Annotated in this window: 17 protein-coding genes; 10 read left to right on the forward strand and 7 right to left on the reverse strand. The window is 70.1% G+C overall.

Annotated elements, in window-relative coordinates; genetic code table 11:
- Positions 1-253 precede the first annotated feature (253 nt).
- Positions 254-1387 (forward strand): GuaB3 family IMP dehydrogenase-related protein, encoded by a 1134-nt coding sequence (locus QH470_RS24545; protein WP_280274694.1) that lies wholly within the window; start codon positions 254-256, stop codon positions 1385-1387.
- 27 nt (positions 1388-1414) lie between these two features.
- Here the strand turns inward: QH470_RS24545 and QH470_RS24550 are convergent, their stop codons facing one another.
- Positions 1415-2209, reverse strand: coding sequence for an alpha/beta fold hydrolase (locus QH470_RS24550; protein ID WP_280274695.1), 795 nt, complete (start codon positions 2207-2209; stop codon positions 1415-1417).
- A 280-nt stretch (positions 2210-2489) separates the two neighbouring features.
- On the opposite strand from QH470_RS24550, the gene guaA reads away from it, so the two are divergent.
- Together guaA and QH470_RS24560 are read left to right on the forward strand one after the other, a co-directional pair.
- Entirely contained in the window at positions 2490-4064 is a 1575-nt protein-coding gene (guaA, locus tag QH470_RS24555) for a glutamine-hydrolyzing GMP synthase (protein ID WP_425302771.1), read from the forward strand.
- 151 nt (positions 4065-4215) lie between these two features.
- Positions 4216-4680: a guanyl-specific ribonuclease gene (locus QH470_RS24560; protein WP_280274697.1), complete on the forward strand. Its 465-nt coding sequence runs from the start codon at positions 4216-4218 to the stop codon at positions 4678-4680.
- A gap of 63 nt (positions 4681-4743) precedes the next feature.
- Here QH470_RS24560 and QH470_RS24565 read toward each other — a convergent pair whose 3' ends face one another.
- Positions 4744-4950 carry a hypothetical protein gene (locus tag QH470_RS24565; protein ID WP_280274698.1) on the reverse strand — a complete coding sequence of 69 codons (207 nt, stop codon included), beginning with the start codon at positions 4948-4950 and terminating at the stop codon, positions 4744-4746.
- Complete coding sequence (locus QH470_RS24570) at positions 4943-6673, reverse strand: PspC domain-containing protein (protein ID WP_280274699.1); 1731 nt, start codon at positions 6671-6673, stop codon at positions 4943-4945. The genes QH470_RS24565 and QH470_RS24570 overlap by 8 nt, the downstream gene beginning before the upstream one ends.
- A gap of 215 nt (positions 6674-6888) precedes the next feature.
- On the opposite strand from QH470_RS24570, the gene QH470_RS24575 reads away from it, so the two are divergent.
- The gene (locus QH470_RS24575; protein WP_280274700.1) at positions 6889-8292 is read left to right on the forward strand and encodes an ATP-binding protein; all 1404 of its coding nucleotides are present in this window, start codon (positions 6889-6891) and stop codon (positions 8290-8292) included.
- Positions 8293-8329: 37 nt separating this feature from the next.
- On the opposite strand, the gene QH470_RS24580 is transcribed toward QH470_RS24575, so the two are convergent.
- Positions 8330-8734, reverse strand: a complete 405-nt coding sequence (locus QH470_RS24580; protein WP_280274701.1) for a GrpB family protein — start codon at positions 8732-8734, stop codon at positions 8330-8332.
- Between the two features lie 103 nt (positions 8735-8837).
- Here QH470_RS24580 and QH470_RS24585 point away from each other — a divergent pair, with 103 nt between their 5' ends.
- Entirely contained in the window at positions 8838-9491 is a 654-nt protein-coding gene (locus QH470_RS24585) for a response regulator transcription factor (RefSeq protein ID WP_280274702.1), read from the forward strand.
- A 6-nt stretch (positions 9492-9497) separates the two neighbouring features.
- Here QH470_RS24585 and QH470_RS24590 read toward each other — a convergent pair whose 3' ends face one another.
- Entirely contained in the window at positions 9498-10631 is a 1134-nt protein-coding gene (locus QH470_RS24590; protein ID WP_280274703.1) for a serine/threonine-protein kinase, read from the reverse strand.
- Between the two features lie 261 nt (positions 10632-10892).
- Here QH470_RS24590 and QH470_RS24595 point away from each other — a divergent pair, with 261 nt between their 5' ends.
- Both QH470_RS24595 and QH470_RS24600 read left to right on the forward strand, forming a co-directional pair.
- Positions 10893-11618: a hypothetical protein gene (locus QH470_RS24595; RefSeq protein WP_280274704.1), complete on the forward strand. Its 726-nt coding sequence runs from the start codon at positions 10893-10895 to the stop codon at positions 11616-11618.
- Between the two features lie 181 nt (positions 11619-11799).
- Complete coding sequence (locus QH470_RS24600; RefSeq protein WP_280274705.1) at positions 11800-13488, forward strand: DNA polymerase Y family protein; 1689 nt, start codon at positions 11800-11802, stop codon at positions 13486-13488.
- Positions 13489-13504: 16 nt separating this feature from the next.
- Here QH470_RS24600 and QH470_RS24605 read toward each other — a convergent pair whose 3' ends face one another.
- Positions 13505-14239 (reverse strand): class I SAM-dependent DNA methyltransferase, encoded by a 735-nt coding sequence (locus tag QH470_RS24605; RefSeq protein WP_280274706.1) that lies wholly within the window; start codon positions 14237-14239, stop codon positions 13505-13507.
- Between the two features lie 83 nt (positions 14240-14322).
- On the opposite strand from QH470_RS24605, the gene QH470_RS24610 reads away from it, so the two are divergent.
- Together QH470_RS24610 and QH470_RS24615 are read left to right on the forward strand one after the other, a co-directional pair.
- Positions 14323-15090: an alpha/beta fold hydrolase gene (locus QH470_RS24610; RefSeq protein ID WP_280274707.1), complete on the forward strand. Its 768-nt coding sequence runs from the start codon at positions 14323-14325 to the stop codon at positions 15088-15090.
- A 27-nt stretch (positions 15091-15117) separates the two neighbouring features.
- Complete coding sequence (locus QH470_RS24615) at positions 15118-15678, forward strand: YdeI/OmpD-associated family protein (RefSeq protein ID WP_280274708.1); 561 nt, start codon at positions 15118-15120, stop codon at positions 15676-15678.
- Positions 15679-15683: 5 nt separating this feature from the next.
- On the opposite strand, the gene QH470_RS24620 is transcribed toward QH470_RS24615, so the two are convergent.
- On the reverse strand, positions 15684-16682 hold the full coding sequence (locus QH470_RS24620; RefSeq protein WP_280274709.1) for an SDR family NAD(P)-dependent oxidoreductase: 999 nt from the start codon (positions 16680-16682) through the stop codon (positions 15684-15686).
- Positions 16683-16841: 159 nt separating this feature from the next.
- Between QH470_RS24620 and QH470_RS24625 the strand changes: the two genes are divergently transcribed.
- Positions 16842-20138, forward strand: coding sequence for an error-prone DNA polymerase (locus QH470_RS24625; protein WP_280274710.1), 3297 nt, complete (start codon positions 16842-16844; stop codon positions 20136-20138).
- Positions 20139-20343: the final 205 nt, after the last annotated feature.

The following is a 20343-nucleotide window of genomic DNA, read 5'->3' on the forward strand; positions in this document are numbered from 1 at the left end:
TGGGGCGCGCTGACCCACGAATGCGCCCACGCCGCCCACACCCGCTGGAACCCGCCGGAGGGAACCGATCCGGGCACCGCCAGGGCAGCAACCATTTTGGAAGAGTCCCGGATCGAGGCCGCCCAGGTGCGCCGCCGCCCCTCACCCCTCTCCTCTCCCCCGGCCCCCCCTAAAAAAACCCCCCCCCCCCGGGGCCAAAAAAACCCCGCCGCGGCGGAGCCGCGGCCAAAAGACACAGCAAGGAGATACACCAGTGCGCGACATGGTCGAGATCGGCATGGGCCGGACCGCCCGGCGTACCTACGAACTGGACGATGTCGACATCGTGCCCTCGCGGCGGACCCGGTCGTCCAAGCAGGTCTCGCTGGCCTGGCAGCTGGACGCCTACCGGTTCGACATTCCACTGGTGACCCACCCGACCGACGCTCTGGTATCGCCGGAGTTCGCCATCGAGCTGGGACGGCTCGGCGGGCTCGGCGTCATCAACGGTGAGGGGCTGTGGGCGCGGCACGCCGATGTCGCCGCGCGCATCGACCAGCTGCTCGAAGTCGCCGAGAAGGAAGGCACCGAGGCGGCGGTCGCGCTGCTGCAGCAGTTGCACGCCGCGCCCATGCAGGCGGACCTGCTGGCCGCGGCGGTGGCGCAGGTGCGGGCCGCGGGCGTGACGGTGGCGGTGCGGGTGAGTCCGCAGAATGCCCGGCAGCTCACCCCGGCGCTGGTGCAGGCGGGGGTGGACCTGCTGGTTGTGCACGGCACGATCATCTCTGCCGAACACGTCGGTGACGGTGAGCCGCTGAACCTGAAGACCTTCATCGCCGATCTCGATGTGCCCGTGGTGGCCGGTGGGGTCAGCGACCACCGCACCGCGCTGCATCTGATGCGTACCGGTGCGGCGGGCGTGATCGTCGGTTACGGCTCCACGCCGGGCGCCACCACCACCGGTGAGGTGCTCGGGATCGGGGTGTCGCTGGCGACCGCCATTGCCGATGCCGCCGCCGCGCGGCGTGACTACCTCGACGAGACCGGTGGCCGGTACGTGCACGTCATCGCCGACGGCGACATCGTGTCGTCGGGGCATCTGGCCAAGGCCATCGCCTGCGGCGCCGACGCCGCCATGCTCGGGGTGCCGCTGGCGCTGGCGCAGGAGGCGCCGGGGCGTGGGTGGTTCTGGCCGTCGGCCGCCGCGCATCCCTCGGTGCCGCGCGGGGCGCTGTTGAAGTTCGCCGAGGAGGACGAGCGGCCTACGTTGCAGCAGGTGTTGTACGGGCCGTCCAGCGATCCCTGGGGTTCGGTGAATCTTGTTGGGGGACTGCGCCGTTCGATGGCCAAGGCCGGGTACTGCGAACTCAAGGAGTTTCAGCGGGTGGGTCTCACGGTCCGGGCCTGAGATCGGGCTCTGGTCTGCTCGCCCGGGTCAACCGGCGCGGACGACCGTGCGGCGGAGGAACTCGCGGATAGCGGTGTTCACCTGCGCGGGGTGCGTCATGTTCACCGCTTGGTGCGCGCCCTCGATCTCCAGGTAGCGTGAATTCACCAGGGCGCGAGCCATTTCCGCGGCATGCGCGGTGGGGATGCCGGCTCGGGTCGGATGAATCACCAGTGCGGGACAGGTGATTTCGGGAAGTCGGTCGATGATCGAGTCGCGGCCGAGCAGGCAGCCTGCCGCTACCTCGGTGGCGTGCGGGTCGCGGTTCAGCCAGCGCTTGGTCCATACCGCGCGGTACCACGGGTCGTCGCCGATGAGCCACTGCGCGAGATGGTCGGCCAGGGCCCGCCGCACGCCGGGCTCGTGCCAGCGGTCGAGGAATCTGCGAGACGTCTCCAGCTCCCGCGGGGTCGGGCTGTGCGCCTCGGTGGCGATCAGGATCAGCGCTGCCACCCGCTCGGGCGCCAGCAGGGCGGTGCGCATCGCACTGAACCCGCCCTGCGAGGTGCCGCCGACGACGGCGCGTTCGACGCCGAGCTGGTCCAGCACCGTCAGGGCGTCGCGGGCGGCGGTCCAGTACGTGTAGGGCAAACCCTTGTCGCGGGTGCGGCCGTGCCCGCGGGCATCCCAGGCGACGATGCGGAACTCCGGAGCCAGCGCGGCGACCTGTGACGCGAACATCGTTCGGTCCATGAAGAATTCGTGCCCGAGGAGCACAACCGGGCCGTGGCCGCCACTGTCCTCGTAATGGATCTCGGCATCGATCGCACGGGCGAATGGCACGAGCACGAGGATAGCTGGCCGGGCCTCGTCGTACGTCCGGGTTGCGTGACAGTTCCACGGCGCTCGGTGATCTTTACCGTCGCCCGAGGTGCTGCCGGTTCGCCGAGCAGGGAGCTTGTGCCACACGGGGATTCGTGGCAGTGACTACCACGAGGGCGTGTCGCCGCGCGACACGGCGAGCGCGGTTCGGCGATGTCCCCAGCGGTGGGATGTTCGGGGCGCTGTTCCCGCCGGTTTGCCCGGGCACAGGACCCGATCGCGTGCTCACTAAACTGTGCCGGTGGCAGAAACCCAGCGACCAGTCCTCGTCGTCGACTTCGGGGCGCAATACGCGCAGCTGATCGCCCGGCGGGTGCGTGAATCCAGCGTCTACTCCGAGGTGGTCCCGCACACCGCGACCGTCGAGGAGATCGCCGACCGCAAACCGGCCGCCGTCATCCTCTCCGGCGGCCCGGCCAGCGTCTACGCCGAAGGCGCCCCCCAGTTGGACGCGCGGCTGTTCGACCTGGACGTGCCGGTGTTCGGCATCTGCTACGGCTTCCAGGCGATGGCGCGGGCGCTCGGCGGCACCGTCGCCCACACCGGCACCCGCGAATACGGCCGCACCGAACTGAGCATCGACGGCGGCGTCCTGCACGGCGGCCTGCCCACCGTGCAGCCGGTGTGGATGAGCCACGGCGACGCCGTCACCGACGCGCCCGAAGGCTTCGAGGTCACCGGCACCACGACGGGTGCGCCCGTGGCCGCGTTCGAAAACCGCGCGCGGCGGCTGGCCGGCGTGCAATACCACCCGGAGGTGCTGCATTCCCCGCACGGACAGCAGGTACTGAGCCGGTTCCTGCACGAGATGGCCGGTATCCCGAGCGCGTGGACCTCCGCCAATATCGCCGACCTCCTGATCGCGCGGGTGCGCGAGCAGATCGGCGACGGGCACGCCATCTGCGCCCTGTCGGGGGGCGTTGACTCCGCGGTCGCGGCCGCGCTCGTCCAGCGCGCCATCGGGGACAAGCTGACCTGTGTGTTCGTCGACCACGGACTGCTGCGTTCCGGTGAACGCGAACAGGTCCAGCGCGATTTCGTCGCCGCGACCGGGGCGAAGTTGATCACCGTCGACGCGGTGGACAAGTTCCTCGGCGAGCTGAAGGGCGTCACCGACCCGGAGGAGAAGCGCAAGATCATCGGGCGCGAGTTCATCCGGTCGTTCGAGGACGCCGTCGCGCAGATCGTCGAGGAGACCGGTGCGGACGAGGGCGGCGCCGCGAACGTGGAGTATCTGGTGCAGGGCACGCTCTACCCGGACGTGGTGGAATCCGGCGGTGGCACGGGTACGGCCAATATCAAGAGTCATCACAATGTCGGTGGGCTGCCCGAGGATCTGGAATTCGAGCTCGTCGAGCCGCTGCGGCTGTTGTTCAAGGACGAGGTGCGTGCCGTCGGGCGGGAACTCGGACTGCCCGAGGAAATCGTGGCGCGCCAGCCGTTCCCGGGGCCGGGACTTGCCATCCGCATTGTCGGCGAGGTGACTCGCGATCGGCTGAGCACATTGCGGCAGGCCGATGCGATCGCTCGCGAGGAGCTGACCGCGGCGGGGCTGGACAAGCAGATCTGGCAGTGTCCGGTGGTGTTGCTGGCCGACGTTCGCAGTGTCGGGGTGCAGGGGGACGGGCGGACCTATGGGCATCCGATCGTGTTGCGCCCGGTGTCCAGTGAGGATGCGATGACCGCGGATTGGACTCGGTTGCCTTATGAAGTGCTCGAACGGATCTCGACTCGGATCACCAATGAGGTGGCGGAGGTCAATCGGGTGGTATTGGATGTGACCAGTAAGCCGCCGGGGACTATCGAGTGGGAATGAATTCGGCGTGTGCCGAGAGTTTTCACCGAGTCGCAAGTTCGGCGTGGTGTGATGTGTTGCGGGGGTTCAGGGTCTGCTGCCAGGGTGTCGCTCGGTGCTCGGGTTAGGCGCCGAGTCGGATCGGGCTCGGCCTATGTTGGGGAGGTAGCCGATGACTCAGGGATCCGATCGGGCGAAAGGCTTGTGGGGCAAGGTATTCACGGGATTCGCCGGGCTCGCTATGGCGGTGCTCGCGGCGGCGTCCGTGTTGCTGATGCCCGGAGGCGAGGCAGGGCGTGATCATGCTCCGGCTTCGGTGGCGGCGGGGCCGGTCGAGGTGCGGCTGGTGGCGGACACTGTTCCGGACCGGGCGTGGAAGACGTTGCAGCTGATCGACGCCGGGCAATGGCCGGACGCTGCCGGCGCGGAAGGCACCAAGGGCGGCGGCACGTGGAGCAATCGTGAGGGGCAGTTGCCCGCGAACGACGGTGGCGGTAACCGGATCCGGTATCAGGAGTGGGATGTGAATCCCAAACAGCCGGGGCAATCTCGGGACGCGGAGCGCATCGTCACCGGTAGCGACGGGTCGGCCTGGTACACCGGCGATCACTATCGCAGCTTCACCCGAATGCGCTGAGAGTACTTGCGACAACAGGGGCTTGGATCATCGCGATCCAAGCCCCTGTTCGTCTGCGGATATTCAGTTCTTTTTCTTCCGCGGCGCGACCACCAGGACGATGCCGACCACGATCGCGGCCGCGACCACGATCCAGCCGATCGGAATGATGCTGTGCGCCGGCCACGAGGACGGGCCGATGAAAGCCCAGACGCTGACCAGTAGTGCCAGCACTCCGGCCAGCAGCATCGAGAACGACGGTCCCCGACGGGTTTCCGAATTGTCAGCCACGTTTCACCTCCGCGTCTCCGGCGTGGACATCGATATTGAGGGTGAGCACCGGTCCGTCGGCGGGGCCCGTGAGTCCCTGCGGACATCGCATGTCACCCATTTGCGACGTGCAATTGGCCCGCAATCGCATGGATTCCGGCACCAGCACCCGCACATCGCCCATGCGTACCGACACGTCCACCGTCCGGTTCTCGGTCAGGGCGAGCGAACGCAGGTCCAGGGTGCCCGAACCGAGATTCACCCGATAATCCGAATGCAGGTCGGCGACGGTGGCCGGTGTCCAGGTGTGGTCTCCCATCGCGCCGCGGTCGAATTCCACGGGCCCGGCGATCGCCGCCAGGATGACGAAACCGGCCAGAGGAGCCAGCACCACCATCAACCCGTAACCGCGGCGCAGGAACGCGCCTACGATCAGCCCGAGCGCGACCACCGCCAGCGCCACCGCGCCGATCCGGGCGGGAGTCATCCACTCCACCCCCGCGGCGGCCATGGCGCCCGCGACAGCCGCGGCGAGAACGGCCAGACCGATCACCATCGGCGTGAGCCGGGAACGCGGCCGCGACGGCGGTGGCGGCTGCATCACGACCGGCTGAGCCGGACCGGGCTCGGGCAGATCCCAGGCCAGCGGAGCGACACCCAGCGGATCCCAGCCCGGCGGGGTGAGCCCGGGCCGAGCGGGTCCCGGTGCGGTCCGGGTGCGCCAATCGCCGATGGGCGGGACAGCGGCCGGCCGCGCGGGCCGGTCAGCGCGGGTGCCTTCCTCAGTCGGTAGCACCTCGGTATCGGCGGCCGTGTCCGAGGTCGCGCCTACCTCACCGATAGATCCCGGTGTCGCGTCGTCGGAAGCCGCCGCGCCCGATGCCGTGTCGACCTCTGTGGCCGTGTCCGGTGCTGTGCTCGCGTCGGCTGTCGGGCTCGAGGTGGTGGTGTCGGCCGCCGAACCTGGCGTCGTGCCGGGGTCGAATGATGTGGTGGCGGTGGAAGACCGCGATTCGGCGGGGCTCTCGGTGCGCAGCACGGCGGTGTCGGCCGGGAGTACCGCGGTGTCGCGGTCCGGTCGCGGGATGACGTCCGTGGCCGTGTTGTCCGGGGAGAAAGCTTGTGCGGGAGGGGTTTTCGGCTGCTCGGGTTCGTAGTGGTCCGGCAGCCGGGTGTAGGGGCCGTAGGTGGGCCCCACCCACGGCGAGGCGCCGGGGAACATGGTGCCGGGGTAGCCGGTCGAGGCGGTGCCGCCCTCGGCGATCAGCGCGTCGTAGCCGTCGGCGGGTGGCTCCGGCTGCCGCAGGTAGAGCAGCCACCAGCCCGCCAGCATCAGCGCGAAGCTGATCAGACCGGACCCGCCCAGCCCCACTCCGACCGGACCCATGGTGCTCACGGCGATCGCCAGGGCCACGATCAGCACTATGGTCTTGGTCGGCGACTGCGAAGTCTGGCCCCGGCCCAGCAGTCCCTCGGTGGCCGAGACCTGGTCGCCGGCCGCCGGCAGCAACAGCCAGGCCGCCAGGTAGAGCACGATGCCCGCGCCACCGAAGATCGACGCGACCACGAACACGACCCGCACCAGCACCGGATCCACCCCGTAGCGACGCCCGAACCCGGCGGCGACGCCCGCGATCGGCCCCTGCCGCGGCAGCCGCCGCGGGCGAGTCCGCCACAAATGGTGGAGTTGCTCGTTGAATCCCATCCGGCCGGTCCCGCCGGCCCAGCCGTTCGCTCTGGTCATGGTTCCATGGTGGCGATCGCCGCCGCCGCAGCACATCGGGGTTCACCCTGATTGCGAACCTGAACTCCGCCGCCCCGGTCAACGCCCCCTGCGCTACGAAATCGTTACCGTGCCGCGAGCGATATTCGCGCCGCACGGAACTCCGCCCGCGGGTTCGGCCGAATGGGGGTATTTCCTGATGGTCGGTGTCGGTAGGGCGTGCCAGTATCGAAGGCATGTATCCGTCCACACCCGCGTTCGACGCGCGCGGAGTTCAGACCGCGCCGCCGTTTCCGCGGCTGATGCGGCGATCCGGGGGGCGGGTCGTCGGCGGTGTCGCGGGCGGTGTCGCCGATCATCTCGGGGTCGATGTCTTCAAGGTGCGGATGGCGTTCGTGCTGCTGTCGGCGCTGATGGGGGCGGGCATCGTCGCCTACGGGATGCTGTGGATCTGCACCCCGGCCGGTGCCGACGCCCCACCGCCGTCCAATTCGGAGCGGCGGCAGGCGGTGGGCCTGATCCTGCTCGGGCTGGCGCTGGCCGTGTCGATGTCGTGGCTGTTCAACGGCACCGCGGCCAAGGTGGTCGCGCCGATCATCGTGGTGGCGGTCGGCGCGGCGCTGGTGTGGCGCGAATTCGACGCGGAGGGTCCGCGGTCGATTCTCGGACTGCCCGCACGGCCCTCGGTGCTCACCTGGACGCGCATCCTGGCCGGTATCACGCTGATCGTGGTCGGTTTGGGCGTGGTGGTGCTGGCCCGGATCAATCTGAGTTCCATGGGCTCGGCGCTGATCGCCGTCGCGGTGACGCTGATCGGGATGGGCCTGCTGACGGTGCCGCTGTGGCTGCGGATGATGCGCGCCCTGAATGCCGAGCGCGCCGCCCGCATCCGCAACGAGGAGCGCGAGGAGATCGCCTCACACCTGCACGACTCGGTCCTGCAGACGCTGGCATTGATCCAGCGGCAGGCCGAGGACCCGCAGGAGGTCACGCGGCTGGCTCGCAGTCAGGAGCGGGAGCTGCGCCGGTGGCTGTTCGAGGACACCGTGCCGGCGCAGTCCAGCCTCGCTGCCGCGCTGCGCACCATCGCCGGTGAGGTCGAGGATCAGCACGGAGTGAAGGTCACGCCGGTGACGGTCGGCGATGTGTCGATGGATCCGGGCGAGACAGGTATCGGTCTGCCCCGGGAGCATTTCACCGCCGTCCTGGGCGCCAGCCGCGAGGCATTGGTGAATGCCGCCAAACACGCGGGCGTCCCCACCATCGATCTGTTCGCCGAGGTGGAACCGCATCAGGTGAGCATCTTCGTGCGTGACCGCGGCACCGGCTTCGACCCGGCCGACGTCCCCGCCGACCGTCGGGGCCTGGCCAAATCCATCCGGGCCCGAATCGAGCGCCGCGGCGGCACCGTGGAGATCCAGTCCACCCGCGGCCGCGGCACCGAGGTCCGGATCATGCTGCCCCGCAACGACTCCGAGGGAGAGGTCGGCGACGAAGCGGTCTCGGAGAATGCGGACGAGTCCGTGGGCGACGGTCGATTCACCGCGGCGCGGAATTCGGAAGGCCAGGGCGAATCGGCGGACCACGAGACCTCGGTAGATGCCGATGGGCAGCGCCAGCATGCGCGGCCGGGTAGATAACCGGTTCGAGCGGTCGAGGTATCGGTAGGGGAGAGGATCAGTCGACCCACACCGGGACCAGCGGGAGGCTCAGCTCGGCGCGGGCCGCGTCCACGAGTTGCTGGATCAGATCGGTCTTGCGACGGGTGTACAACTCCGGATCGGAGATCTCCTCCGCGAGAGCCTGTTTCAGCGCGGCATAGTCGGCGGCCGCCGCGGGATGATCCCGCAGGTAGTCCCGCAGGATGCGTTCGTTCTGGCCGTCCCAGTCGGCGGTGCGGACCACATGCAGGTGGTGGGTGCGCTGCCCCGCGATCGGTTTGGCCGCCAGCCCGGGCACCGCGGTGCTGCCCATGTGCTCGATTTCGGGGAAGAGGCCGGGCAGGGTATTGGTCAGTTCCGTGATCGCCACCCGAGCCTGGCGCGGCCACTCGCTGTCGTAAGGAACCACTCGAATACGCACTCGGGGCATGGTAGATCCGCGCCCAGGTTGGCGGCGGACCGGCGCGCCTTGTGGTACCGATGAGTGGGCGTCGCCGCGCCCGGGCAACGGGCATCGGTCCGAAATGAGGAGAGCAGTGAGTATCCGGGTGTTTCTGGTGGACGATCACGCCGTGTTCCGGTCCGGGGTGCGGGCCGAGCTGAGCCGCGAATCCGATATCGAGGTGATCGGCGAGGCGGGCACGGTGGCCGAGGCGATCGCCGGAGTCGGGACGGCCCGGCCCGATGTGGTGCTGCTCGATGTGCACATGCCCGACGGTGGCGGGGTGGCGGTGTTGCAAGGGGTCGAGGACGGGCCGGTGTGCCTGGCGCTCAGTGTGTCCGACGCCGCCGAGGATGTGATCGCGGTGATCCGGGCCGGTGCGCGTGGATATGTCACCAAGACCATTTCCGGTCCCGAACTGGCGGATGGCATTCGGCGCGTCGCCGGGGGTGACGCGGTGTTCAGTCCACGGCTGGCGGGGTTCGTGCTCGACTCGTTCACCGGTCGGTCACCGGTGCCGGAGCCGCCTCTGGATCCCGAGCTGGACTCGCTGACGCCGCGGGAGCTGGAGGTGCTGCGGTTGCTCGCGCGGGGATACACGTACCGGGAGATCGCTGAGTCCTTGTTCATTTCGGTCAAGACCGTGGAGACTCATGCGTCCAATGTGCTGCGAAAGACTCAGCAGTCCAATCGGAATGCGCTCACTCGATGGGCGCATCGGCGGCGGATCGACTGAGGGTGGTTACAGCACCGCCACCAGGATGATGATCAGGATCAACAGTCCTATCAGCAGCCCGATGGCTATGGCCAGGGGTGCGGCGTTGGGGCCCAGGGCGGACAGGTCGAATCCCTGCGACTTCTGTTGTGCGGCAGGGGAATTCTGTGCTGTGGCGCGGGGCGGCCGGGGGAGCGGCGTGGAGTGGGGGCTGCGTAGGCCGGCGGCCGAGTTCCGGGCCGCCCACGCGGGGATGGTGCCGTCGTCGGTGCGGACGGGGGCGCCCAGAATGTAGGGGGCGGTGCCGGGACCGAAAGCGGCGGTGAGGATTTCGTTGCGTGCCTCGGCCATGGAGGGGCGGCGCTGGGGGGCGGGCTCCATCATGTGCAGCAGCACGGGGGTCAGGGCGCCGCTGCGGCTGGGCGGGATGATCTGTGCCATCGCGGCGCGCATGACGATCGCGTCGTTGTCGTCGTCGAGGCCGTACGGCGGCTGGCCCTCTATCGCGGTGTAGAGCGTTGCGCCGAGCGAGAATACGTCGCTGGCCTCGGTCGGCCGGGCGCCGCGCGCCACCTCGGGGGGTAGGTAGGCGGGGGTTCCGGTGATCACGTCGTCCAGCTCGTCGTGCGGGTCGCCGGTGCCGGCGGAGATGCCGAAGTCGCTGAGCTTGACCTTGCCCACCTCGGCGCCGCGGTCGGCGACGAGAATATTGCCGGGCTTGATGTCGCGATGGGTGATTCCCGCGGCGTGCGCGGCGGCCAGGGCGTCGGCGACCTGCGCGCCGATCTGCGCCACCTCGATCGGCGGCAGCGTATCCGCCAGCGCCAGCGCCTTCGCCACGCTGCGCGAGGGCAGGTACTCCATGACCAGCCACGGCTCGCCCGCCTCGAGGACCACGTCGTAGACGGCGATGGCGTGCTCGTGCGACAGCTTCGCGGCGACGCGACCCTCGTGGATGATCCGGTTGCGGACCTCGGTGGCCTCCTGCTCGCTGAGCCCGGCCGTGGTGAGCACCTGCTTGATGGCGACGTCGCGGTTCAGCAGCCGGTCGTGAGCCAGCCATACCGCGCCCATGCCGCCGCCGCCCAGCTTCGATTGCAGGCGGTAGCGGCCGGCGACCAGGTAGTCGGGGCCGACGATGGGACGGGCGCGTTCGGTCACGGCGCGAGGATAGCGGAAAACCGTCCTGACTGGCCTGCTTCGGTGGTTCGGGTTCGCGCGGGTGCGCTCGCGCGGGTGCCGCTTGACGGGAATCGGGGGTGGGGTTCTACTGAAGGGAAGTCGAACGTATATTCGAGACAGATCGATAGCTGAATCGGTGCTGGAGTGGCGGCTCCGGCGTCGTGCCGGTTCGGCCGCGGCGGCTCGCGCAGGCTGCGGCCCGAGCGGTGGAGTCCATTCGGTGGAGATAGGTGGTCGAGGATGGGTTCGGCTGGAGAGGCTCAGCGAGAGCGGCTGGCGGAGTTGCGGCGGCGAATGGCGGCCGTCCCGGCGCGTGGTGCGGGCGCGACGCTGCGCCGGCCGTTGCACCGGGAGTCGCTGGCGGTGCCGTCCGCGCTGGTGGAGCTGCTGCCGGAGGGCGGTGTGGCGAAGGGGTCGGTGGTGGCGTACGCGGGCGCGAGTTCGCTGCTGGCCGGTCTGCTCGCCGCGGTGACGGGTGCGGGCGGTCATGCCGCGGCGGTCGGCCTGCCCCGGCTCGGTCTGCTCGCCGCGGCCGAGATGGGCGCCGAGCTGGACCGGCTGGCGGTGGTGCCCGACCCCGGCTCGGACCCGGTGGAGGTCGCCGCCGTGTTGCTCGACGGCCTGGATCTGGTGGTGCTCGGCCTGGGCGGACTGTCGGTGCCGCCCAGCCGAACTCGGGTGCTCGCCGCCCGCGCCCGCAGCAAGGGCTCCACGCTGATCGTCACCGGTGGCGCCTGGAGCGGTCCGGCCCTGCGGATCGAGGCCCGGGTGGCGGGCTACGACGGCGTGGGTCGCGGCTGCGGCCGCTTGCGCACCATGCGCCTGGACGTCCGAGTGCACGCCCGCTCCGCCCCACCTCGCACGGGCACCTTGGAACTGAGTCCCCGCGCCGACCGAGTCGAATGGATTGCGGCCCAGGCGAATCCGCCACAGCAATTGACACCCGTACGCGAGGCCGCTTCGTGAAGCCTGTCGTCGCCTTACGAAAGCCTGTCGAGCGGACGTCCGGCTTGCGCTGCCGCCAGCCGCAGGTCGCGACAGGCGATCCGGCCGCTGGGCTCGCAGCGCGCAGAGTTGTTGTGTGGCAGGGGGTTAGGGCGGGGCATGTGGTGAGTGAGTTGTCCCGTGCCTCCCGAGCGGTTCCACGATGGGGGTGAGGGCGCGGCGGGTGCTGGCGCTGTGGTGCCCCGATTGGCCGGCCGCCGCGGCGGCCGCGCTGGCCGATGTGCCGCCGACCCGACCGGTGGTGGTGCTGCACGCCAACCGGGTGGTGGCGTGCTCGGCGGTGGCGCGGGCCGCGGGTGTGCAGCGTGGGCTGAAGCGCCGGGAGGCGCAGGCCCGCTGTCCGGATCTGTATGTGGCGCAGTCGGATCCGGATCGGGACGCGCGGCTGTTCGAGCCGGTCGTGGCGGCCGTGGACGCGACGGTGCCCGGTGTGGAGGTGCTGCGGCCGGGGCTGCTGGTCCTGAGCGCGCGCGGCGCCGCCCGGTTCTTCGGATCGGAGACGGTGGCGGCCGAGCGGCTCGTCGACGCGGTGGCGGCGGTCGGGGTCGAATGCCAGATCGGCATCGCCGACGAGTTGTCGACGGCCGTGATCGCCGCCCGCCGGGCCGCCGTCGTGCCGTCCGGAACGGGCGCCCGGTTCCTGGCGCCGCTGCCGGTGCGGGAACTCGCCGCCGAACCGAGCCTGGCCGCGCCGGAACGCGCGGAACTGGTGGATCTGCTGCATCGCCTGGGCCTGCGCCGGATCGGCGACTTCGCCGCGCTGACCCGGGCCGAGGTCGCCTCGCGCTTCGGCGCCGACGCGATCCGCGCGCACCGCTGCGCCCGGGCGGAGCCGGAGCGGCTGCCGTCGGCCCGCCCGCCCGCGCCGGACCTTGCGGTGGACTATTCCTGCGACCCCCCGATCGACCGGGTCGACGCCGCCGCCTTCGCCGGTCGCCTGCTGGCCACGCGATTACACGAGCGGTTGTCCGCCGCCTCGGTGGCGTGCACCCGGCTCTCGGTGATCGCGGAAACCGCTGCCGGAGAGCGCCTTTCCCGGATCTGGCGCTGCGCCGAACCGCTCACCCCGGAGGAGACCGCCGACCGGGTGCGCTGGCAGCTGGACGGCTGGCTCACCCACCGCGCGCTACGCGGCGGGCCGGAGTCGTCGGAATCGGATTTCGGCGCCATCCACGGACGGGCGGCCGACGACCGCGCCCCCGATCGGCCGAGTCTCGGAAACGCAAGCAGCCGTGGGAGATTCGACTCGACCCCGAGTGCTCCGATCACACTGCTCCGCCTGGAACCCGTCGAGGTGGTGACGGCGGGCGCCTTGCAACTCGGTCTGTGGGGCGGGGTCGGCGAGGGCGACGAGCGCGCCCGTCGCGCACTGGTTCGAGTGCAGGGTCTGCTGGGCGGCGAAGCGGTGCGGATCGGGGTGCTCAGCGGCGGCCGCGGCCCGGCCGAACGCGTCACCCTGGTCGCGCTGGGCGACGAGCGGATGCCCGCGGCCGACCCGGCGCTGCCCTGGCCTGGCAGGCTGCCCGCGCCCGCACCCGCCGTGGTCCTGGTCAACCACCCCGGCGTGACACTGGAAGCCGCCGACGGCGCCCCGGTATGGATCACCGACCGCGGCCTGTTCACCGCCGAACCGGCCAAACTGCGCTGGAGCAGCAAACAGTGGGACGTGACCGGCTGGACCGGACCGTGGCTGCTCGACGAACGCTGGTGGGCCGGTGACCATCTCGCCGACGGCGCCGTCCGCGCCCAGGTGCTGCTGGATGCCGAGTTCCGCGTCCTGCTGCTCCTCGGCTACGACCGGGAGTGGCATGTCGAGGGCCTCTACGAATGAATCAGCTACGAGTGAATCAGCGCGGCACGGTCCACACCAGCGCCATGGTGAACGGATGCCCGCGCAGTGCCGCCCACTTGGGTTTGGCGGCGAGCCAGGCGTCGTCCACCACCGCCTCGGCCGATTCGACGAGCTGCCAGCCCGCCGCGACCCCGGCGTTCACATGCTCGCTGAACAGGTGCAGATGGGTGCTGATCGCCAGTGGCTCACCGGTTTCGGCCGTGTAGTGGGTCGGCATCCCGGTCACCATCATGAACTGCGGGTGATAGCAGACGAGGACGAAGGCGCCGCCGGGCGCGGCCAGCCGCCGCGCCTCGGCGTAGAACGGCGCGAGGTCGGGCAGATGCTCGTCGATCAGCGAGGAGATCACCAGATCGTATGCGCCGCTGGCCAATCCGGTGTCACGCACATCGCTCCGGACGAGGCTGGAGTGCGCGCCGCGGTCGCGCGCCCGCGACAGCATCCCCTCGCTCAGGTCGACGCCGTCGATGTGCGCGACGCCGTGCTCACGCAGCCACGCGCCGGTCCGCCCGGTGCCGCACCCCAGGTCGGCGGCCCGCCGCGCCCCGGTCCAGTCCGGTCGCCGCAGCCGTCCCAGCAGCGCGAGGTCCATCTCGTCCATGACGGTCTGCTCATAGGTGGGCGCCCAGCCGTCGTACCCGGTGGCGACGTCCACGGTGCGATAGTTGCGCCGGTCGAATTCCGCGAAGGTGGGCATGCGCCGCAGTATCGCGAACCGCGTCCCGGTCACGCCAAGTATTTTCCCGTGCACCGCCTATGGCTCCGCCCACAACCTGCGGCGGTGGCCTCGCGAAACCCGTACCCTGGCTGATCGTGGAGTCGACGGTTACCCGGGTGTCGCTGGCGGGCGTGCGAATCGCCTACCGCGATTCCGGAGCGCCGGCCGTCGCGCACCCGCTGTCCGATGTCCCGGTCGTGCTGGTGCACGGCATGGGCGGCGACGGCCACACCTGGGACCGGTTCGCCCGGCTGCTGGTGCGGCACGGCCGACGGGTGATCATCCCGGATCTGCGCGGCCACGGGCGCAGCGCGCACACCGGCTCCTACCGGTTCGACGACTTCGGCGCGGACGTGCTGCGGCTGTGCGATCGGCTCGAGCTGACCACCGCGGACCTGGTCGGGCATTCGCTCGGCGGCTACGCGGTGTCGTGTGTGGCGATCGAGCGTCCCGAACTGGTGCGCCGCCTGGTCATCGAGGAGCAGCCGCTGCCGCTGCGGTCCGGCGACGAGCAACTCACCCTCACCCGCCGCCTGCCCAGTCTGCCGGAGCTGTGGCACGCCACCAGCAGCCTGGTCCGCCATCCGGGCGCGGTGCTGGCATACGACCGGTCGATGACGCGGATCGCGCTGGAGCAGTTCCGCAAGCCGAATCCGGAGTGGTGGGAGCGTCTTTCGGAGATCACCGCGCCCACCCTGATGCTGCGCGGCGGCCCCGGCGGCATGGTCGATCCGGAGAAGCTGGAGCTGTTCCGCGCCGCGATCGCCGACTGCGCCGTGGACGCCTTCGACTGCGGCCACAGCATTCACCGCGACCGGTACCGGCAGTTCACTGCCACCGTGCTGCCGTTCCTCGGTCACTGAAGGGGCAGCGGCTTCTACAGTGAAACGATGTCCGTTCTGGAGCGTCCGACCCTGTTCTTCCCCGATGAACAGGTATTTCGGGTATGGCTGGAGGCCAACCATGCCGCGGTCGACGGCATCTGGCTGAAGTTCGCGAAGAAGGGGACGGGGATCGTGTCCCTGGACTACGCGGGCGCGTTACGGCAGGCGCTGTGCTTCGGCTGGATCGATGGTCAGGCCCGCTCCTTCGACGAGGACTTCTACCTGGTCGGCTTCACTCCGCGCCGTCGGCGCAGCCCCTGGTCGCAGCGCAATATCGGCCTGGTCGAGGAGCTGGTCGAGCAGGGGCTGGTGCATCCGGCAGGGCACGCGGAGATCGAACGCGCCAAGCTGGACGGGCGCTGGGCCAACGCCTACGGCCGGGAGCTGCCGCGGGACTTCCTCGACGCGCTGGCGGCGAACGCGGAGGCCGCGGCCTTCTTCGAAACCCTCGACGGCCAGTCCCGCGCCGCGATCGGTTATCACCTCGGCAACGCCGTGCGGCCGGAGACGCGGGCGCGGCGGATGGCACAGATCATCGGCAAACTGGCCGCGGGAGAGCGGTTCTGACGTGATCACCAGTGGGTGCCGGGGACCAGGCGGGCGGCCCGGCGGAGGGTGGTGCGCGTGATCCGTCCCGCGGCCGTGGGCTGACGGCGCGGTTCCGCTTCGGGCACAAGCTCTTCCGCGTCGGTGTCGTCCTCCGGCTGCGTCTCGCCCTTGGCGGCGGGAGAATCCGGCAGCGCCCGGTAGTAGCGGTGCATGATGCGGTCCTTCAACCGCGGGGTGAACAGGGTGCCGTACTCGGCCAGCGTGCCCAGCGGTACATCGATGCGCTTGGGCCGATCGGTGAGGGCGCGCACGATGGTGGCCGCGGCCCACTCGGGCGACTCCGACGGGCCCTGTTTGCCGCTCGGCGTGATCATCGGGGTGCGTACCAGCGGCATGTGGATGGTGGTGAAAGTGATGTTGTCGGCGAGCATTTCGGCCGCGGTCACCTCGGCGAACTTGTCGAGGGCGGCCTTGGAGGCGAGGTAGGCGGCGAAGCGCGGGGTGGCGACCTGCACCCCGGCGCTGGAGATGTTGACGATGTGGCCGAACTTGCGCTCGCGCATCCGCGGCAGCAGCGCCAGCGTCATCCGCACCGCGCCGAAGTAGTTGACCGCCATGGTGCGCTCGAAATCGTGCAGCCGGTCGGTCGAGCGGTGCACCGCGCGGCGGATGGACCGGCCGGCGTTGTTGACCAGCATGTCGACGTGGTCGTGGGTGTCGAGGATGGTCTTCACGGTGTGGTCCACGGACTCGGAGTCGGTCACGTCGCACTGGTAGCCGTAGGCCTCGCCGCCCGCGGCCCGGATCTCCTCGACCACTGCGTCCAATTCGCCGCCGCGGCGGGCGAGCAGGAACACGACGGCGCCCTTGGCGGCGACCGCGAGCGCGGCGGCTCGCCCGATGCCGGAGGAGGCGCCGGTGATCAGGACGTGTCTGCCGGTCAGGTCCCGGCGGGCGCGCCGGCGACCCGGACCGCGCAGGCTGCCGTCGCCGGGTCCGGTGGCCGCATGGTTGTCGGTCATCGCTGCTCCCTTGCAGGTCGAGTTCTCCCGAACTTACTCCAAAGTAAGTTACCTCGCCAACGTTGGTTCGTCACAGTCCGGCAACCCCGGTGGCCATCTCCACGATATCGAATGTATGTTCGACAGCAGAGGGGACCGATCGGTTTGCCGGAGGTGTGTATGGGTTGGGGCAACGGCCCGCCGACGTGGGCGGAGATGGAGCGGGTGCTGTCCGGGCGACCCGGCCGCACCGACGATCCGCCCGGGGACGGCGGCGACAGTCCTGCCTGGTCGCGCAAGCGTGGCGAGTACCGGGCCGGATCGCGGCCGCGGCCGGGAGAACCGGTGGTGCCGTACGCGGAGTTGCACGCGCACTCCGCCTACAGCTTCCTCGACGGGGCCAGCCAGCCGGAGGAACTGGTGGAGGAGGCGGTGCGGCTGGGCCTGGAGGCGCTCGCGCTCACCGACCACGACGGCCTCTACGGCGTGGTGCGCTTCGCGGAGGCGGCGGCCGAATGGGGGATGCCGACGATCTTCGGCGCGGAACTGTCGCTGAGCGATCCGCTCGCGGCGGCCGACTCCGAACCCCGCGCCGGCGCCCCCGACCCCGCAGGACCGCATCTGCTGGTGCTGGCCCGTGGGCAGGAAGGATATCGCCGGCTGTCGCGGGAGATCTCGGCCGCGCACATGGCGGCGGGAGAGAAGGGGATCCTGCGCTACGACCTGGATCGGCTCACCGCGGCCGCCGGGGGCCACTGGCAGATTCTCACCGGATGTCGCAAAGGGCATGTGCGCCAGGCGCTTCGGGAGAGCGATGCGGCGGCCGAGACGGCGCTGCGAGACCTGGTGGAACGGTTCGGCGCCGATCGGGTGACCGTGGAACTCACCCGGCACGGCATTCCGGAGGACGACGAACGCAACGCTCGGCTGCTCGCCCTCGCCGATCACGTGGGCCTACCGGTGATCGCAAGCACCGCAGCACATTTCGCGGCTCCCGCGCATCGCCGCCGCGCCATGGCGCTGGCCGCGATCCGGGCCCGGCAGAGCCTGGACGAGATGTCCGGGTGGCTCGCACCGGCGGGCGGCGCCCATCTGCGCTCCGGCGCCGAGATGGCGCGATTGTTCGCGGAGTATCCGCAGGCGATCGCCGAGGCCGTCGCGCTCGGCCGGGAATGCGCCTTCGATCTGCGACTGATAGCCCCCGAACTACCGCCGTTCACCGTGCCGGACGGGCACGACGAGTACACCTGGCTGCGCCGACTCGTTATGGATGGTGCGGCTCGCAGGTATGGGAGCCCGGAGCGAAACCCTAAGGCTTACCGGCAGATCGAGCACGAACTGCGAATCATCGAGGAGATGAAGTTTCCCGGCTACTTCCTGGTGGTGCACGACATCGTGGATTTCTGCAAGCGGCACGACATCCTGTGCCAGGGGCGGGGTTCGGCCGCGAATTCCGCGGTCTGCTACGCGATCGGCATCACCAACGTCGATCCGGTGGCCAACGAGTTGCTGTTCGAGCGGTTCTTGTCGCCGGAGCGCGACGGCCCGCCCGACATCGATCTCGACATCGAATCGGACCGCCGCGAGGAGGCGATCCAGCACGTCTACGCCAAGTACGGGCGCGAATACGCCGCTCAGGTGGCCAACGTGATCACCTATCGCGGCAAGTCGGCGGTCCGCGACGCCGCCCGGGCGCTGGGTTTCTCGCCCGGTCAGCAGGACGCGTGGAGCAAACAGGTGAGCCGCTGGACCGGCGTCGCGGGCGAGACCCACACCGATATTCCCGACGAGGTGCTGACGCTCGCCGGTGAGATCGAGGGCCTGCCGAGGCATCTGGGCATCCACTCGGGCGGCATGGTGATCTGCGATCGCCCCGTCGCCGACGTGTGCCCGGTGGAATGGGCCCGCATGCCCGGCCGCAGCGTGCTGCAGTGGGACAAGGACGATTGCGCCGCAGCGGGTTTGGTGAAATTCGACCTGCTCGGCCTGGGCATGCTGTCGGCGCTGCACTACATGATCGACCTGGTGCGCGAGCACACCGGCGAGACCGTCGAGCTGCATCGGCTGGATCTGCAGGAGCCGGGCGTCTACGAGATGCTGCAGCGCGCCGACTCGGTGGGGGTCTTCCAGGTGGAGTCGCGGGCGCAGATGGCCACCCTGCCGCGGCTGCGGCCGCGCGAGTTCTACGACCTGGTGGTGGAGGTGGCGCTGATCCGGCCGGGACCCATCCAGGGCGGCTCGGTGCATCCCTACATCCGTCGCCGCAACGGTAGTGAGGAAGTGACCTACGAGCATGCGGCACTGGAGAATTCGCTGTCCCGCACGCTGGGTGTGCCGCTGTTCCAGGAGCAGCTGATGCAGATGGCCGTCGACGTCGCCGGTTTCACCGCGGTCGAGGCGGATCAGCTGCGCCGCGCCATGGGATCCAAGCGCTCGACCGAGCGGATGGAGCGGCTGCGCGAGCGCTTCTATCAGGGCATGCGTGAATTGCACGGCATCACCGGCGCACTGGCGGACAACATCTACGAGAAGGTGTACGCGTTCGCGAATTTCGGCTTCCCCGAAAGTCATTCGCAGAGTTTCGCCTCGCTGGTCTTCTACTCCGCGTGGTTCAAGCTGCATCATCCGGCGGCGTTCTGCGCCGGTCTGCTGAACGCGCAGCCGATGGGTTTCTACTCGCCGCAGTCGCTGGTCGCCGATGCCCGGCGGCACGGCGTGGTGGTGCACGGTCCGGACATCAATCACGGCCGCGCCGACGCCACGCTGGAGCGGCGCGGCACCGAGGTGCGGCTCGGCCTGTCCACGGTCCGGCACATCGGTGACGAGCTGGCCGAAAAGATCTTCGCGGCAAGGGAATCGGGGCCCTACACCTCGTTCGTGGACTTGACCGGGCGGGTCGAACTCTCCGTGCCGCAGGCCGAATCGCTCGCCACCGCGGGCGCATTGGACAGTCTGGGACTCGATCGCAGGCAGGCGTTGTGGGCGGCGGGCGCGGCAGCGGGGGAGCGCGCCGGGCGGCTGCCCGGCACGGGCGCCGCGACCGCAGCACCCGCCCTGCCCGGCATGAGCGAGCTGGAACTCGCCGCCGCCGACGTATGGGCGAGCGGGGTGTCGCCGGGCAGCTATCCGACCGAATTCCTGCGCTCGCACCTGAATTCGCTCGGCGCGCTGTCCACCGCGCAGCTCTCCCAGGTGCCGGACGGATCGAAAGTGCTTGTCGGAGGCGCGGTTACGCATCGACAGCGACCCGCCACCGCCGCCGGAGTCACCTTCGTCAATCTGGAGGACGAGACCGGCATGGTGAACGTGGTGTGCTCGGTGGGCCTGTGGCGGCGCTACCGCCGCACCGCCCAGGGCGCCTCCGCCCTACTGATCCGCGGCCGGGTACAGAATGCCGAGGGTGTGGTGAGCGTCGTCGCGGAACACCTCCAGCTCCTGGACCTGCGCGTCGCCACCAAATCGCGAGACTTTCGCTGAGCGAGGCCCGGTGCGGTGTCGCCGATTTGCTGCCGGATTCACGGCGCGTCCGCCTGTCGCATTCCCGCACCCTGTGCAGGTTCGCGCACTCTCTCCACGGCCTGCACGGGGTGCGGGAACACGCAACGGGTGCGGCTGTGCGCCGGGCCGTGACAGGCGCGAACGGCGGTGGCTACCGTGGCTCGAGGTAGGGGAAGCCACGGCA

This window comes from Nocardia wallacei (assembly GCF_029868745.1).
Taxonomy (GTDB): domain Bacteria; phylum Actinomycetota; class Actinomycetes; order Mycobacteriales; family Mycobacteriaceae; genus Nocardia; species Nocardia wallacei_B.